Origin of the sequence: Streptomyces sp. T12 (assembly GCF_028736035.1) — a bacterium.
GTDB lineage: Bacteria > Actinomycetota > Actinomycetes > Streptomycetales > Streptomycetaceae > Streptomyces.
The window spans coordinates 8,265,502-8,282,051 of the sequence record NZ_CP117866.1; the positions used below are offsets into that span (position 1 = coordinate 8,265,502).

Sequence of the window (16,550 nt, forward strand, 5' to 3'; positions counted from 1 at the left end):
CCGTGAACAACGCAGGACAGCTGTCCCGGCGTCAGATACTCGCCGCCGGCGGCTTCATCGGCCTCGCCACCCTCACCGGCTGCGGCAGCGGCGACGACGGCGGGGACTCCAAGGACCTGTCGAAGAAGCAGAACGGTGCGATGAAGGAGTACCGAGTCGGCCAGCAGTTCAAGGCGGCCAAGCCGCTGTCCTTCTCCGTCCTGCACAACAACAACCCGGTCTACCCGATGAAGAGCGGCTGGCTGTTCTGGAAGGAGATCACCAAGCGCACCGGCGTCACCTTCGAGCCCGTCGACGTCCCCCTGGTCGACTACGAGAAGAAGCGCAGCGTCCTCATCGGCTCGGGCGACGCCCCCTTCCTGATCCCCAAGACGTACCACCCCTCGGAGATCGCGTTCGTGTCGTCGGGCGCGATCCTCCCGGTCAGCGACTACGTGCACCTGATGCCCAACTTCCAGGACAAGGTCAAGCGCTGGAAGCTGGAACCGGAGATCGACTCCATCCGGCAGTCCGACGGCAAGTTCTATCTGCTGCCCGGCCTGCACGAACGGGTCAGATCCGGCTACTCGCTGGCGCTGCGCACGGACGTCCTCGACCGGCTCGGGCTGAGCCTGCCCGGTACCTGGGACGAGGTGTACGAGGTCTTCAAGGCGATCAAGGAGGAGTACCCGGACCGCTACCCCTTCTCCGACCGCTGGAGCAAGAACACGCCCTACCCGGCCGCCGCCCTCTTCAGCTACCTCGGCCAGGCCTACGGCGTCCGGGCCGGCTGGACGTACGACAACATCAGCTGGGACGCCGACGCGCAGAAGTACGTCTTCACCGGAGCGACGGACGCCTTCCGGCAGATGATCGAGTACGTGCGGAAGCTGGTCGCCGAGAAGCTGGTGGACCCGGAGAGCTTCACCCAGACCGACGACGAGGCCGCGCAGAAGCTGCTGGGCGAGAAGTCGTTCGCGATCAGCGCCAACCCGCAGGTATTGGTACAGGAATACCGTTACAACCTGCACAAGCAGGTCAAGGGCGCGGAGATCGAGATGATTCCGGTGCCGTTGGGACCCGCCGGTCCCGTGGTGCTGGGCGGCGCCCGGCTGGAGAACGGCGTCATGATCTCCAGCAAGGCGCTGAAGAGCGACAGCTTCGTCGCGATGATGCAGTTCGTGGACTGGCTGTGGTACTCGGACGAGGGCCAGCGGTTCGCCCGGTGGGGCGTCGAGGGTGTCACCTACACCCGCTCCGGAAGCCAGTACAAGGTGAAGCCCGGCATCAGCCTCATGGGCTCCGACCCGGACGCCCCGAAGGACATGCAGAAGGACTACGGCTTCTACAACGGCGTCTTCGCCTACGGCGGCAGTTGGGAGCTCGTCTCCTCCATGTTCAGCGCGGACGAGAAGAAGTTCCAGGACGCCATGTCCCAGCGCGAACAGACGCCCATCGGCCCCGCCCACCCGCTGCAGTCCTTCGAGCAGGAACAGGCGTCCCTGTGGGAGACGCCGCTCAGGGATCACGTCACCCAGAACACCCTCAAGTTCGCCCTCGGCAAGCGCCCGCTGTCCGAATGGGCCGCCTATGTCGCCGAGTTGAAGGCGAAGAACATGCAGCAGTTCGTCGACCTGCACAACAAGGCGTACGAACGCTTCAAGAAGGAGAACGGGTGAGCAGCGGCGTCCACACGGCCGACTTCGGCGCCGGAGTCCTCTCCCGCGCCGTCGCCCTGATCCACACCCTCGTCACCGTCGAGGCCCTGCTGCTCCTGGCCGCCGCGCCCGGCCTCGCCGGCCTGCTCCTCCTCGGCCCCGACCCCGCCAACCTGCCCCTCGCCGCCGTATGCCTGCTGCCGCTCGGCCCGGCCCTGTCCGCCGCGCTGTACGCCCTGCACCACCGCAGCCGCGACCTCACCGACCTGCACCCGGCCCGGACCTATGCGCGCGGCTGGCGGCTCAACGCCCTCCCGGCGCTGAAGCTCTGGACGCCCCTGCTCGCCTGGCTGACCGTCATCGCCTTCACCCTCACCCACTTCTGGGCCACCGGCCTGCCCGGCTGGTGGGCGGTGCTGCTCGGGGCGATCGGCGCCGGCTCCCTGCTGTGGGGCGCCCACGCGCTGGTCCTCACCTCGCTGTTCGCCTTCCGCAGCCGTGACACCGCCCGCCTCGCCGCGTACTTCCTCCTCCGACACGGGCGCGCCACCCTGGGCGCCGGCTCCCTGCTCGTGCTGGTGGCCGCGTCGACCGCCCTGCTGACCGAGGCCCTGCCCGCCCTGCTGGCCGCCCCGCTGCTGCTCTCCCTGCTGCACAGCAGCCGCCCGGTGATCGCCGAGACCCAGGAGGACTACACCGCATGACCGCGCCGCGCACCCCGAGGATCCCGTACGGCGGCGACTACAACCCCGAGCAGTGGCCGGAGCCCGTCTGGGACGACGACCACCGCCTGTTCACGCGGGCCCGCATCGACACCCTGACCGTCGGCGTCTTCTCCTGGTCCCTCACCCAACCCGACCCGGACACCTACGACTTCACGATCCTCGACCGCGTCCTCGACCGCGCCGCCGCCGAGAACCGCCGCATCTGCCTGGCCACCGGCACCGCGGCCCTCCCACCCTGGCTCGCGAAGCGGCACCCCGAGGTCAACCGCACCGACTTCGAGGGCCGCCGCCACCGCTACGGCCAGCGCCACAACTTCTGCCCCAGCTCACCGGCGTACCGCAGCCACGCCACGGCGATGGCCGGCCGCCTCGCCGAACGCTACAAGGAACACCAGGCGTTGCTCGCCTGGCATATCAACAACGAGTACGGCGGCGTCTGTTACTGCGAGCTGTGCGCGGCCGCCTTCCGCACCTGGCTCCAGAACAAGTACGGCACCCTCGACGCCCTCAACGACGCCTGGTGGACCACCTTCTGGTCCCACCACTACACCGACTGGGGCGAGATCGAGCCCCCGAACGCCCTCACCGAGCACTGGCGCGGCCCCGATCACACCGCCTTCCAGGGCATCACCCTCGACTACTCCCGCTTCACCACCGACGCCCTCCTCGGCTGCTTCCTCGCCGAGAAGGAGGTGATCCGCGCCCATGACCCCCAGACCCCCGTCACCACCAACTTCATGGGCATGTTTCGCCCCCTCGACTACCACCGCTGGGCGCCCCACCTCGACTTCGCCTCCTGGGACAGCTACCCGCCCCTCGACGCCCCGCCCACCTGGCCCGCCCTCGCCCACGACCTGATGCGCGGCCTCAAGGACGGCGCCCCCTTCTGGCTGATGGAGCAGACCCCGTCCACGACGGCCTGCCGTGACGTCAACCCCCTGCGCCGCCCCGGCGAACTCCGCCTCGCCACCTTCCAGGCCATCGCCCACGGCGCCGACGCCGCCCTCTACTTCCAGATGCGCGCCTCACGCGGCGCCTGCGAGAAGTACCACGGCGCGGTCATCGGCCACGCGGGGCGGGACGACACCCGCGTGTTTCGTGAAGTGGCCGATTTGGGACGGGAGTTGGCAACCCTCGGCGACGCGACCCTCGGCTCCCGCACCCCGGCCCGCACCGCCCTGCTCTTCGACTGGGACAGCTGGTGGGCCCTGGAGATCTCCGACGGCCCGTCTCGACTGGTCAAGTACCAGGAGGTGGTCCACGCCTACTACCTCGCCGCCCGCGTGGCCGGCGCGGACGTGGACGTCGTCCCGGTCACGGCCGACCTCACGGCGTACGACGTGGTCCTCGCCCCGGTGCTGCACATGGTGAAGGGCGACCTGGCCGCACGCCTCGAAGCCGTCGCCGCACGCGGCGGCACCGTCCTGACGACCTTCCTCTCCGGCCGCGTCGACGAACACGACCGCGCCTTCCTCACCGACGTCCCCGGCCCGCTCGCGCCGCTCATGGGCGTCCGCGTCGACGAATGGGACGCGCGACCGCCGGACGTCGTACAGCCCGTCCAGCTGGGGGAGCTGACCTGCGAGGCGCGTCTGGTCTTCGAGATCGTGCTGCCGCGCGGCGCCGAGCCGGTCGGGACCTATGGCACCGACTTCTACGCCGGCACCCCGGCCGTGACCCGGAACCGCTTCGGCGAGAGCGAAGGCGAGGGCTGGTACGTCGCCACCGCCCTCGACCAGCCCGGCGTGAACTGGATCGTCCGCCGGATCCTGGCTCGCCACGACCTGCTCGGCCCCTACGCCGGCCACCCCGCCCTGGAGACCGCGACCCGGGTCGCCCCCGACGGCACCCGCCTCGTCTTCCTCCTCAACCACGCGCCGCAACCGGCCCAGCTGACGGCCCACACCACCGCCACCGACCTGCTGACCGGCAAGCGGGTCGAGGAGGGCGAGCCACTGACCCTCGACCCGCTCGGCACAGCCATCCTCCGCATTCAGTAGATGTGGCGCCCATGTGCGTCGGGCACACCCGACTTGCGGAGGAAGTAGCTGTTCACCTGGTCACGCCACTCGCGGGCGCTCCGGAGCTGCTCCTCGAACCGCTCCGCCACCCGCGCGTGGCGCGCCGGATCCACGAGGTCCACCAGTGAGGCCCACACATCCCGGGCGGCCTCCACCTCCTCCACGCCCTCGAAGTGCGTGTCGTAGATGTGCTGGATCACTGTCTTCCCACTGTGCAGCATGTGCCCGTACGACATGTGGTGGAAGAACAGCAGCAGCTCGTCGGGGCAGGTGTCCGGCGACTCGTACATCTCGGCCCACGGCTTGGCGTACTGCCCCGCGAACCCGGTTCCCGTCGCCGCGCTCCGGTCGACACCGATGCCGTCGCGGTCGGCGAAATGGTAGGTGCCCCAGGGGCTGTACTCATAGCCGTCGACGCTCGGCCCGTAGTGGTGCCCCGGCTGCACCATCCAGCCCACGCCGAGGGGAGCGGTGTACTTCTCGTACGTCCGCCACGAGCCGTCCAGGATCGCGCTCAGCCCTGCCGCCGGACCGGTGCCGAAGGTGAGCCGGATCCATTCGTCGAGGATCTGATGCGGATCCGCGTGCGGCTGCCAGGCCAGTCGGCCGAAGGTGTACAGGTTCGCCTGGGCCAGCGGATGCCCGGTCCAGAACGGGTCGTCACCGACGTTGGACACGGCGACGAGCCCGCCGCGCGCCACCTCCCCGACCGAGGACTCCCCGTCGGTCCGGGACCGCAGCACTTCGCTCCACATGGGCCCCAGCCAGCACACATGCCGCTGCTGCCCGGTGTACTCCTGGGTCGCCTGCAACTCCACCGCCAGCCGGGTGCGCGGCATCGCGCCGATCAGCGGCGAGACCGGCTCGCGCACCTGGAAGTCCATCGGTCCGTGCTTCACCTGGAGCACGGCGTTGGCGGCGAACTCGCCGTCCAGCGGCACGAAATGGTCGTACGCGGCACGCGCCCGGTCCGTCGCCCGGTCCCGCCAGTCCTGGCGGTGGTCGTAGACGAACGCCCGCCAGTGCACCGTGCCGCCGTGCGGTTCGAGCGCCGCGGCCAGCATGTTGGCGCCGTCCGCGTGGCTGCGGCCGTAGGCGAACGGCCCCGGCTGGCCCTCGGAGTCGGCCTTCACGACGTACCCACCGAAGTCGGGTATCGCCTCGTACACCCGCGCGCTCGCCTCGGCCCACCAGCCACGCACGTCCTCGTCCAGCGGATCGGCCGTGGACAGCCCGCCGAGCACGATGGGCGCGGCGAAGGTCACCGACAGGTGGGTGCGGACGCCGTACGGCCGCAACGCGCCCGCGATCTCGGCGACTTCACCGATCCGGTCGGTCAGCAGGTGCGCCTCGGTCGCGTGCACGTTGACGTTGTTCACAGCGACGGCGTTGATCCCGCAGGCCGCCAGCAGCCTGCCGTACGCCCGCACCCGCCCCAGCAGCTCACCGCGCGCCCGCCCGTCCTGCCAGAACAGCGACCCGCCGGCGTATCCGCGCTCCACCTGGCCCATGACCGGATGCACGGCCACGTTGTCCCAGTGATCGAGCATGCGCAACGCGAGCGCCGGACCGTGTGTCTCCCGGGGCCGCTGCTCGCGGAAGGCGTCCTCGCCGAGCCGGACGAGGTGGAACAGGCCGTACAGCAGCCCGGACTGCCCGGACGCGGTGACGGTCGTACAGCCGTCACCGCGCTCGGACGTGAACCCCTCGGACGCGTCGTCGCCGGTCAGCTCCAGCACCAGGTCGTACGGTCCGGGGGAGCCGTCGCGCGAGACGCTGCCCCCGAACCGTGCGCAGGCCTCCGCCACTTCCCCGTGCACCGTGTCCACCAGCGGACCCGAGCCGCGGATCAGCGTCCGCCGGGTGCCGATCGGCCGGAACACCTCGTCCGGCAGCCAGGCCGGATCGACACCCTGCATGAGACCCCCAACGCTCCTGCTCAGGCGAGCAGTTCGACTTCCGACACCACCGCCTCACCGTCGAGCACCAGGCGGTACTTCCCGTACGTACCCGGAGACCTCACGGAGAACGCCCGTGTCTGCCGGTCCCAGGTGAAGGATTCCCCGGAGCGCTGGTCGAGGGTCCGCCACGTGGTCCCGTCGTCCGACCCCTGGAGCGTCCAGCCGGTCGGCGCCTTCGTCCGGTCCGACGGCGACGTCAGCGTGTACTGCACGGCCTCGGTGCGCCCGGACGCCGGAAGATCCAGCGAGGAGACACGCGCCTCGGTCGCCGACGTGTTGTCGAACAGCGCCCCATCGCCCTTCAGCACATCCGCCCGCGGCACGGGCACCTCGTCGTCCTGGGTGATCGACACCGGCGCCGCGTTCTTGCCGGTGCCCCACGACGAGGGCCGCGGCCCCATGTCGAACTCCAGGACGCCGCCCTTCGCGATCAGCGAGTGCGGGAGCGAAGTCGACCTCCACGGAACGCCGTTGACCTTCAGGCCCTGTACGTACACATTGCGCGCGCTGTTCTTAGGCGCCTTGACGACCAGCTCCCGGCCGTTCTCCAGGTGGACCGTCGCCTTGGTGAACAGGGGCGACCCGATGGCGTACTCGCCACTGCCCATCACCAGCGGATAGAAGCCGAGCGCGGAGAACAGGAACCAGGCCGACTGCTCGCCGTTGTCCTCGTCGCCGTGGTAGCCCTGCCCGATCTCGCTGCCGACGTACAGCCGCGACAGCACCTCGCGGACGTTCTTCTGCGCCTTCCAGGGCTGCCCGGCCGCGTCGTACATGTAGATCGCGTGGTGGGCGACCTGGTTGGAGTGGCCGTACATGCCCATCCGCACGTCCCGCGCCTCCGTCATCTCGTGGATGACACCGCCGTAGGAGCCGACGAGGTCGGGCGAGGCCGTCTCCGGGGTGGCGAAGTACTCGTCGAGTTTGTCCCCGAGGCCGCTGCGGCCGCCGTAGAGGTTGGCCAGGCCCCGGCTGTCCTGCGGGGCGGTGAACGCGTATCCGAAACCATTCGTCTCGGTGTAGTCGTACCCCCACACGCGCGGGTCGTACTTCGAGGACTCGACGCGCCAGTCGCCCTTCTCGTCCCGGCCCTGGAAGAAGCCGGCCTTGGAGTCGAAGAGGTTGACGTAGTCCTGGGCGCGGTTGAGGAAGTACTGCGACTCCTCCTTGTAGCGCTTCTCGCCCGTCTCCCGGTACAGCGCCTGGCCCATCCGTGCGATGCCGTAGTCGTTGAGGTAGCCCTCCAGCGCCCAGGACAGTCCCTCGTGCGTCTCGGTGCTCGTGTAGCCGAGGAAGGGCGAGGTCGCCATCCCCTTGCGGCCCACGCCCGACGACGGCGGCACGACCGTCGCGTTCTTCACGGCCGCGTCGTACGCCGACTTCGCGTCGAAGTCCACGCCCTTGACGTACGCGTCCGCGAAGGCGACGTCCGAGGAGGTGCCGGTCATGAGGTCGGCGTAGCCGGGGGAGGACCAGCGGGAGGTCCAGCCGCCGTCCTTGTACTGCTGCACGAAGCCGTCGACCATCTCGCCCGCCTGGCCGGGCGTCAGCAGCGAGTACGCCGGCCACGTCGTCCGGTAGGTGTCCCAGAAGCCGTTGTTCACGTACACCTTGCCGTCCACGATCTTCGCCCCGGTGTGCGTCGGGGTGTCGGGCCCCGGCATCGGGGAGAACGGGGACGCGTACCGGTACTTCGAACCGGCCTTCTCGAAGCCGGAGTTGGGGTAGAGGTACAGCCGGTACAGGCTGGAGTACAGCGTCGTCAGCTGGTCCGGCGTCGCGCCCTCGACCTCGACCTTGCCGAGCAGCCGGTCCCACTGGCGCTGGGCGCGCGACTTGACCGTGTCGAAGGAGGTGCCGTCGGGGATCTCCTGGCGCAGGTTGTCCTTCGCCTGGTCGATGCTGATGAGCGAGGTCGCCAGGCGCAGCGTGACGGTTCGGTCGTCGGCCTTGAACCGCAGGAATCCCTTGACCCCGCTCGACCCTCCGTCCGTCACCGGCTTGTCGAAGACGCCGTGGACGAAGAGGCGGGTGGCGCCGGTCGACAGGCCGGACTTCACGTCCGAGTAGCCGGTGACGATCCCGTTCTCCTTGTCGAGCGTGAGGCCCGCCTGGTCGGTCACGTTGTCGAAGAGGACGCTGGCGTCGTCGCCCGGGTAGGTGAAGCGCAGTACCGCCGCGTGGTCGGTCGGGGCCATCTCCGCCTTGAGCCCGTTCTCGAACCGCACCCCGTAGTAGTACGGCCGCGCTGTCTCGTTCTCGTGCCGGAAGGCCAGCTCGCGCGCCTCACGGCCGGTGTCCGGGGTGCCGGAGGCGGCCGAGGGCATCACCTGGAAGGTCTGCCGGTCACCCATCCAGGGACTGGGCTCGTGGCTGGCGCTGAACGCCTGGATCGTCGGCAGGTTGTCGGCGTTGTTCGCGCGTGCGTAGTCGTACAGCCAGCTCAGCGAGCCCGCGTTCGTCACCGGCGTCCAGAAGTTGAAGCCGTGCGGCACGGCCGTCGCCGGGAAGTTGTTGCCGCGCGAGAACCCGCCGCTGGAGAGGGTGCCACGGGTGGTGAGCGCATAGTCCGACGGGTGCGCCTTCGGCTTCTCGGGCGCGACGGACTTCAACGCGATGTCGTCCAGCCAGCCCCGGAACTTCGCCGGGCCCTTGGGGGAGTCGTAGGCCACGAGTATCCGGTCGACGGTCTTGCCCGCCGCGACCGACCCGATGCGCGAGGCGACGTTGTTCCACTGGTTGACGTACAGCACCTTGGCCGCGCCCTGACCGCGCGGCGACAGCGGGAAGCCGTGCTGGTCGGTGGCGCCCAGGTCGCTCAGGTGGGTGCCGTCGGTGAAGGCCAGGTCGACCGAGACGTTCGTGGCGTCGTAGTCGAGGTCGCCGTCCGCCATCGACGGGAAGACGCGGTAGGACAGCCGGGTGTCGCGGCCGACGGCCACGTTCACGTCGTAGACCTTGTTGTACGAGTACGCCCGCCCGTCCGCCGTATGCCGTCCGGCGTACCTGAGCGCCCGCTTGCCGGTGAAGCCCGCGCCCGCCTTCGCGGTCGGCGAGCCGCTCGGTCCGCGGTCGACGAGGGAGAGCATGTCCTGCGGGACGGGGCCGTCGCTGCCGCCCGTCGAGAACTGGACGTCGGCGAGCTGGAGGATGTCGGCGGCGCCGTTGTTCCTGGTGACCTCCAGCCGGAAGTGCTGGTACTCGGCCGGTTCCGCTATGTCGTACGACTTTGTCTGGAACCGTTCGGTGAACGTCTCGCCGGAGCGGGTGTCGAGGGTCTTCCAGTCCTTGCCGTCCGTGGAGCCCTTCAGGGTCCAGTCCTGTGGGTCGCGCTCGGCATGGTCATTGGCCGAGGTGAGCGCATATTCAGCTACCTTCACCTGTTTGTCCAGGTCGAACTCCACCCATCCGATGGGTTCGAAGACCAGCCATTTGCTGCTCGGCTCCCCGTCGGCGAGGTTCTCCTTCACCTCCCCGCCGCCGGTGTTCTCGCCGTTCGCCCGTACGTCCGTGACATGGTCGGTCACATTGCCCGGAATGCCGCTGCTGTAGCCGCCGTCGACACCGGAGGCCCGCTTGCCGCCGTCCGGCGCGGTGTCGACGGTATTGAGCCAGTCGGGTGCCGGATCGCCCGCCTCGAAGGAGGACGCGAACTCCCGGTCGGCCGTCGCGGGCGCCTGAGGCAGGGCGACCGCCGCGCCCTGCGAGCCCACGGTCAAACAAAAGGCGGCCGCCGACACGACCGCCGTACCCCATCTGTGCCGAGCTCTCTGCTGCATAAGCCGGTACCCTCCCTGCGCACGGGACAACGTTGTCAACTTCGCTGCGCAAGGATCAGTTGTGGCTCAAGTGCCAAGTATTGTCAAGGGTGTTGGCTGTGGCATTCGGGGCCTATGTCGCGGATTTTTCCGGCAAGCCGCCCACGGGGCGCTCATATTTCCGTGAGGTCTCAACTCGGAAAAGACCATCGGCCAACCTTGCATTCGATCTTGCTCCGCTGGCGGGAAGTGGACTATACCTGTCGGCACTTCACATGATTCCGCACTTCCTGCACGACCCCAGCTTGACCCGACCGCGGTGCCGGGGAGGATCCGGTTCACCGCCTGAGTCCTGGAGAAGGCGAGGACTTGAGCATGGGATCCACTTCCGCCGAGAACCCTGAGAAGAACGGCTCCGCAGGTGTGGGGCGCCGCGATCTGATCAAGCGGTCCGCCGCGCTGGGTCTGATCGCCGTACCGACGATGAGCTTCCTGTCCGCGTGTGCCACCGGCGGTGGCGGCGGCGAGGAGAAGGAGAGCAAGGCGCCCGGCGGCGCGAAGTCCGCCACCAACCCGCTCGGCGTCGAGAAGGGCGTCGCCCTGGAGGCGTTCATCTTCAAGGGCGGCCTGGGCGACCAGTACGCCAAGGACGCGGAGGCCGACTACAAGGCCACGTACGGGGCCTCGGTCAAGCACACCGGCACCCAGCAGGTCGGCCCGAAGCTGACCCCGCGTTTCGCGGGCGGCAACCCGCCGGACGTCATCGACAACTCCGGCGCCGACCACCTGGACATGAACAAGCTGTCCACCCAGGGCCAGCTCCAGGACCTCCAGACGCTGCTCGACTCCCCCTCGATGGACGACCCGAGCAAGAAGATCTCGGAGGTCATCCACCCGAGCACCATCGACAAGGGCAAGCACGGCGACACCTTCGACGTGCTCTACTACGCCTTCACCATCTACGGCACCTGGTATTCGCAGAAGGCCCTCGACGACAACGGCTGGGAATACCCCAAGAGCTTCGACGAGATGGTCAAGCTCTGCGGCGAGATCAAGAAGAAGGGCATCGCGCCCTGGACGTACGCCGGAAAGTATCCGTACTACGTCCACTTCAACCTGTTCGCCCAGATCGCCAAGATCGGCGGCATGGACGGCTGGATCGCCATCGACAACCTGGAGCCCAACGCCTGGACCAGCAACGACGCGGTGAAGACGGTCGTCGAGCACTACGAGGAGCTGGCGGCCAAGAAGTACTTCCTGGAAGGCAGCCAGGGCCTGACGCACATTCAGTCGCAGACCGCCTGGAACAAGGGCAAAGCCATCTTCATCCCCAACGGCTCCTGGGTGGAGAACGAGGCGGCCCCGACCACGCCCAAGGGCTTCCAGATGTCCGTCGGCGCCCTCTTCGACGGCTCCGGCGGCGACAAGATGCCGCACGGCACCCTGCGCGCCGAGCCCAGTGAGCCGTACATCGTGGCAAGCAAGGGCAAGAACCCGGCCGGCGGCATGGAACTCCTGCGCATCATGCTGTCCAAGAAGCACGCGCAGAACTTCGCCAAGCTGGTGAAGTCCCTCACCTGTGTCGTCGACGCCACCGAGGGCATGAGTCTCTCGCCGGGCCTCGCCTCGGCGAGCAAGGCGTTCAAGGACGCCGGCGACAACATCATCAGCCTCCAGCTCCAGGAGTGGTACCCCTCGCTCACGGACGAGAAGATCGGCGGTCTCACCGGGCAGCTGCTCACCGGTGAGATGAAGGCCGCCGACTGGATCAAGAAGACGCAGGCCTACGCCGACGCCGTGGCGAAGGACGACGCCGTGAAGAAGTTCAAGCGCGAGAAGTAAGAGTCCGGTCAGGCACAACGGCACTCAAGGGGAAGGGCCGGGAAGCACCATGCAACACGGCAAATACCGATTCATCGTGGGCTTCCTGGCCCTGCCCGTCATCGTCTACGCGGTCTTCGTGATCTCGCCGTTCGTCCAGGCGTTCCAGATCTCGCTGACCGACTGGTCGGGGCTCGTCGGCACGGCGAAGTTCGTCGGATTCGAGAACTTCGAAAAGCTGTGGCACAACGAGGACTTCTGGAACGCGCTGTGGCACAACGTCTACATGCTGATCGCGGTGCCGATCGTGACGCTGGGGCTCGGCCTGTTCTTCGCCTTTATGCTGAATGTCGGCGGAAAGCGCCGGAAGAACGAAGTCATCACCGGGGTCGCGGGTTCGAAGTTCTACCGTTTCGTCTTCTTCTTCCCGCAGGTCATCTCCATCACCATCATCGCCGTCATCTGGTTCAACATCTACAACCCGGACCCGCAGGACGGCATGCTCAACTCCCTGCTGGGCGCGGTCGGTCTGGACAGCCTCCAGAACGCCTGGCTGGGCGAGAAGAGCCTCGCCCTGCTGTGCATCATGGCGGTGATGATCTGGTCCCACGTCGGCTTCTACGTCGTGCTGTTCTCGGCGGCGATGGCCTCCATCCCGCGGGACATCTACGAGGCGGCGCTGCTGGACGGCGCGGGCCGTTTCCCCACCTTCTTCAGGATCACCCTGCCGCTGCTGTGGGACACCGTGCAGACCGGCTGGGTGTACATGGGCATCATCGCCCTGGACGGCTTCGCCCTGGTGCAGATCATGTCGGTCAACATGGGCGGCCCCGACGGCGCCACGGACGTCATGCCGCTGCGCCTGTATCTGACGGCGTTCCGCGACAGCCAGTTCGGCTACGCGTCCGCGATGGGCGTCGCGATGCTCATCGTCACCATGACGTTCGCAGTGCTCACGATGCGCTTCGCGCGGCGTGAGCGGATCGAGTTCTAGGGGTACGGGGCGACATGACGACGGACACGAACACCGAAACAGTCACCAAGGCGGACGAACCCCGTCCGAGTATCACCAAGAAGCTCGGCGCGACCGACGGCCGCAGCTCCGAGGGCGGCGTCCTCCATGTCTTCTCGCACGGCATGCTCGTCGTGTGGGCGCTGATGGTCGGCGTGCCGCTGCTGTGGGTGCTGTGGAGCTCCTTCAAGACGAGCAACGGCATCCTCTCCGACCCCTGGGGGCTGCCGACCTCGCTGCACTTCGAGAACTGGGCCAACGCCTGGAACAAGGCGAACATGGGCCAGTACTTCCTCAACACCGCGATCGTGGTGGGCGGTTCGGTGACCGGCACGATGGTGCTGGGCTCCATGGCCGCGTACGTGCTGGCCCGGTTCACCTTCCCGGGCAACCGGTTCATCTACTTCATGTTCGTGGCCGGCATGTCCTTCCCGGTGTTCATGCTGGTGATCCCGCTGTTCTTCGTGCTGCGGGACTTCCCGGGCAGTTCGCTGCTCGCGACGTACCAGGGACTGATCCTCGTCTACATCGCCTATTCGCTGCCCTTCACGGTCTTCTTCATGACCGCGTTCTTCCGCACGCTGCCGACATCGGTCGCGGAGGCGGCGCTGATCGACGGTGCCTCGCACACGCGCACGTTCTTCCAGGTGATGCTGCCGATGGCCAAGCCGGGTCTGATCAGCATCGGCATCTTCAACTTTCTGGGGCAGTGGAACCAGTACCTGCTGCCGATGGTCCTCAACCAGAACGAGGACAAGTACGTACTCACCCAGGGCCTGGCGATGATCGCCCTGCAGCAGGGCTACGAGAACGACTGGGGCGCCCTGATGGCCGGCATGATGATCGCGATGCTGCCGGTGCTGATCGTCTACTTCATCTTCCAACGGCAGGTGCAGGCGGGTCTGACGGCCGGCGCGCTGAAGTAAACGCTCTCTGTTCGCTCCACCGTAAGCGCCGCATCACCCCACGTCACGCTTGAGCCGTCCCGCGCCGGGGCGGCTCACGTGTGCGCGTACACACTTCCGGATCCGGTTCAACCTCTTGACGGGAGGCAACCCGAACGGCTCAGCTTAGAGTTCACTAGTTGGACACGTAACGGGGCCTCGTCGAAGCGGTCCCGCGCGCAGGAGGTCGTCGTGGAGACTCCGGGGTCGCAGTCGTCGCTGCACCGAGCCAACCTGGAACGGGTGGTCCGGGCCGTCCGGCTGGCCGGATCCCTCACCCAGGCGGAGATCGCGAGGACGACGGGTCTGTCCGCGGCGACGGTCTCCAATATCGTCCGGGAGCTCAAGGACGGCGGAACGGTCGAGGTCACACCCACTTCGGCGGGTGGCCGCCGGGCCCGCAGCGTCTCCCTGAGCGGAGATGCCGGGATCGTCATAGGGGTCGACTTCGGCCATACGCATTTGCGCGTAGCGGTCGGGAACCTCGCCCACCAGGTGCTGGCCGAGGAGTCCGAACCGCTGGATGTGGACGCCTCCTCGACGCAGGGCTTCGATCGGGCCGAGGAGCTGGTCAACCGGCTGATCGCGGCGACCGGCGTCGACCGCGCCAAGATCGCCGGGGTGGGTCTCGGCGTGCCCGGCCCGATCGACGTCGAGTCCGGCACCCTCGGCTCGACCGCCATCCTGCCCGGCTGGACCGGCACCAAGCCCGCCGAGGAGCTGCGCGGCCGGCTCGGCGTGCCCGTGCACGTGGACAACGACGCCAACCTGGGCGCCCTCGGCGAGCTGGTCTGGGGCAGTGGGCGGGGCGTGCGGGACCTGGCGTACATCAAGGTCGCCAGCGGTGTCGGCGCCGGCCTGGTCATCAACGGCAAGATCTACCGGGGCCCGGGTGGCACTGCGGGAGAAATCGGGCATATTACTCTTGATGAATCCGGCCCGGTCTGCCGCTGTGGAAACCGGGGCTGCCTGGAGACCTTCGCGGCCGCGCGCTATGTGCTCCCGCTGCTCCAGTCCAGCCATGGCACCGATCTGACGATGGAAGGCGTCGTGCGGCTGGCCAGGGACGGAGACCCGGGCTGCCGTCGGGTGATCGCCGACGTCGGCCGCCACATCGGCAGTGGAGTCGCCAATCTCTGCAATCTCCTGAACCCGAGCCGCGTGGTCCTGGGCGGTGATCTCGCCGAGGCCGGTGAGCTGGTGCTCGGGCCGATCCGGGAGTCCGTCGGCCGCTACGCCATCCCCAGTGCGGCGCGCCAACTGTCCGTTCTCCCCGGGGCACTTGGCGGTCGTGCGGAGGTGCTCGGAGCGCTGGCGCTCGCGCTCAGCGAGATGGGCGATTCAACCCTTTTGGACAGCACGCTGCATGCGGCCACCCCTGCCTTCACTTAGAGAACGGATGGCACCGTTGCCAACCCGTTAAGGATTTACTTCTTGACGTCGCACGTGTGGCCGAGTTGACTTCCAGCCACCTCGGCCGCAACGTCGCGGCCTCGTCAGGGAGGTTTCTGAAGTGAACACGCGTATGCGTCGTGCCGCCGTTGCCGTTGCCGCTGGTGCGATGGCCGTCTCGCTGGCTGCCTGTGGCAGCGCCGAGGAAGCCGGCGGCGACAACGACTCCACCGCCTCCGCCGCCAAGGGCGACGACATCAAGGTCGGTCTCCTGCTCCCGGAGAACCAGACCGCGCGCTACGAGAAGTTCGACCGGCCTCTGATCGAGAAGAAGATCAAGGAGCTGACGAACGGCAAGGCGACGATCGACTACAACAACGCCAAGCAGGACGCCAACCTGCAGGCGCAGCAGGTCGACACCATGATCACCAACAAGGTGGACGTCCTGATCCTGGACGCCGTCGACGCCAAGGCGATCAAGAACTCCGTGCAGAAGGCCGTGGACCAGGGCATCAAGGTCGTCGCCTACGACCGCCTGGCCGAGGGGCCGATCAGCGCCTACACCTCGTTCGACAACGTCGCGGTCGGCAAGACCCAGGGTGAGGCCCTGCTGACGGCGCTGGGTGACAAGGCCACCAAGGACTCCAAGATCGTCATGATCAACGGCTCGGTCACCGACCCGAACGCCGCGCAGTTCAAGGAAGGCGCCCACTCCGCCCTCGACGGCAAGGTCACCATCGCCAAGGAGTACGACACCAAGGAGTGGAAGCCGGAGAACGCCAACTCCGAGATGGAGGCGGCGATCTCGGCGGTCGGCAAGAACAACATCGCCGGCGTCTACTCCGCCAACGACGGCATGGCCGGCGGTATCATCACCGCCCTCAAGTCCGCGGGCATCGCCGACATCCCGGTCACCGGCCAGGACGCCGAGCTCGCCGCCGTGCAGCGCATCGTCGCCGGTGAGCAGTACATGAGCGTCTACAAGCCGTACGCCCCCGAGGCCGAGGCCGCCGCCGAGATGGCCGTCGCGCTCGCCCAGGGCAAGTCGCTCGACTCCGTCGCCAAGGACAAGGTCGACAGCGGCAGCGAGAAGGGCATCCCGTCCGTCCTCGTCGACGTCACCTCGCTGACGAAGGACAACATCAACGACACCGTCATCAAGGACGGCGTCTACACGGCCGACGAGATCTGCACGGGCAAGTACAAGTCCGCCTGCGACAAGCTCGGCGTCAAGTAAGCAGCCTCAGGTCCCTTTCCAGGTGCGGGAATTCGTCCTTGA

The 16,550-nt window shown here is 67.9% G+C and carries 10 protein-coding genes; 8 read left to right on the forward strand and 2 right to left on the reverse strand.

From position 1 onward, the window contains the following. Nucleotides 1–2 precede the first annotated feature (2 nt). From PBV52_RS37125 to PBV52_RS37135, 3 genes are read left to right on the forward strand one after another with little or no spacing between them, the layout of a single operon-like run. The gene (locus tag PBV52_RS37125) at nt 3–1,658 is read left to right on the forward strand and encodes an extracellular solute-binding protein (protein ID WP_274244636.1); all 1,656 of its coding nucleotides are present in this window, start codon (nt 3–5) and stop codon (nt 1,656–1,658) included. Further along, nucleotides 1,655–2,341, forward strand: coding sequence for a hypothetical protein (locus PBV52_RS37130; RefSeq protein WP_274244638.1), 687 nt, complete (start codon nt 1,655–1,657; stop codon nt 2,339–2,341). Before PBV52_RS37125 ends, PBV52_RS37130 begins: the two co-directional genes overlap by 4 nt. Beyond that, entirely contained in the window at nt 2,338–4,362 is a 2,025-nt protein-coding gene (locus tag PBV52_RS37135; RefSeq protein ID WP_274244640.1) for a beta-galactosidase, read from the forward strand. Before PBV52_RS37130 ends, PBV52_RS37135 begins: the two co-directional genes overlap by 4 nt. On the opposite strand, the gene PBV52_RS37140 is transcribed toward PBV52_RS37135, so the two are convergent. Then, complete coding sequence (locus PBV52_RS37140; RefSeq protein ID WP_274244642.1) at nt 4,356–6,302, reverse strand: alpha-glucuronidase; 1,947 nt, start codon at nt 6,300–6,302, stop codon at nt 4,356–4,358. The two genes, PBV52_RS37135 and PBV52_RS37140, sit on opposite strands and share 7 nt — an antisense overlap. Before the next feature lie 20 nt (nt 6,303–6,322). Further along, nucleotides 6,323–10,123, reverse strand: a complete 3,801-nt coding sequence (locus PBV52_RS37145) for a GH92 family glycosyl hydrolase (protein ID WP_274244644.1) — start codon at nt 10,121–10,123, stop codon at nt 6,323–6,325. 354 nt (nt 10,124–10,477) lie between these two features. On the opposite strand from PBV52_RS37145, the gene ngcE reads away from it, so the two are divergent. The 5 genes from ngcE to PBV52_RS37170 all read left to right on the forward strand — a co-directional run bounded on the left by ngcE (nt 10,478) and on the right by PBV52_RS37170 (nt 16,508). Next, complete coding sequence (gene ngcE / locus PBV52_RS37150; protein ID WP_274244646.1) at nt 10,478–11,944, forward strand: N-acetylglucosamine/diacetylchitobiose ABC transporter substrate-binding protein; 1,467 nt, start codon at nt 10,478–10,480, stop codon at nt 11,942–11,944. Between the two features lie 49 nt (nt 11,945–11,993). Continuing rightward, on the forward strand, nt 11,994–12,917 hold the full coding sequence (locus PBV52_RS37155) for a carbohydrate ABC transporter permease (protein WP_274244648.1): 924 nt from the start codon (nt 11,994–11,996) through the stop codon (nt 12,915–12,917). A 14-nt stretch (nt 12,918–12,931) separates the two neighbouring features. Continuing rightward, the gene (locus PBV52_RS37160) at nt 12,932–13,861 is read left to right on the forward strand and encodes a carbohydrate ABC transporter permease (protein WP_274244650.1); all 930 of its coding nucleotides are present in this window, start codon (nt 12,932–12,934) and stop codon (nt 13,859–13,861) included. Between the two features lie 210 nt (nt 13,862–14,071). Further along, a complete protein-coding gene (locus PBV52_RS37165; protein ID WP_274244652.1) occupies nt 14,072–15,271 on the forward strand; it encodes an ROK family transcriptional regulator in 1,200 nt (399 codons plus the stop codon). A gap of 133 nt (nt 15,272–15,404) precedes the next feature. After that, a complete protein-coding gene (locus tag PBV52_RS37170) occupies nt 15,405–16,508 on the forward strand; it encodes a substrate-binding domain-containing protein (RefSeq protein WP_274249817.1) in 1,104 nt (367 codons plus the stop codon). Nucleotides 16,509–16,550 lie beyond the last annotated feature (42 nt).

Bases quoted from the DNA above. Each gene is read 5' to 3' on its own strand.
- PBV52_RS37170 (WP_274249817.1), top strand. From the start codon at position 15,405: ATGCGTCGTGCCGCCGTTGCCGTTGCCGCTGGTGCGATGGCCGTCTCG.
- PBV52_RS37135 (WP_274244640.1), top strand. From the start codon at position 2,338: ATGACCGCGCCGCGCACCCCGAGGATCCCGTACGGCGGCGACTACAAC.
- PBV52_RS37160 (WP_274244650.1), top strand. From the start codon at position 12,932: ATGACGACGGACACGAACACCGAAACAGTCACCAAGGCGGACGAACCC.
- PBV52_RS37155 (WP_274244648.1), top strand. From the start codon at position 11,994: ATGCAACACGGCAAATACCGATTCATCGTGGGCTTCCTGGCCCTGCCC.
- ngcE (WP_274244646.1), top strand. From the start codon at position 10,478: ATGGGATCCACTTCCGCCGAGAACCCTGAGAAGAACGGCTCCGCAGGT.
- PBV52_RS37145 (WP_274244644.1), bottom strand. From the start codon at position 10,123: ATGCAGCAGAGAGCTCGGCACAGATGGGGTACGGCGGTCGTGTCGGCG.
- PBV52_RS37140 (WP_274244642.1), bottom strand. From the start codon at position 6,302: ATGCAGGGTGTCGATCCGGCCTGGCTGCCGGACGAGGTGTTCCGGCCG.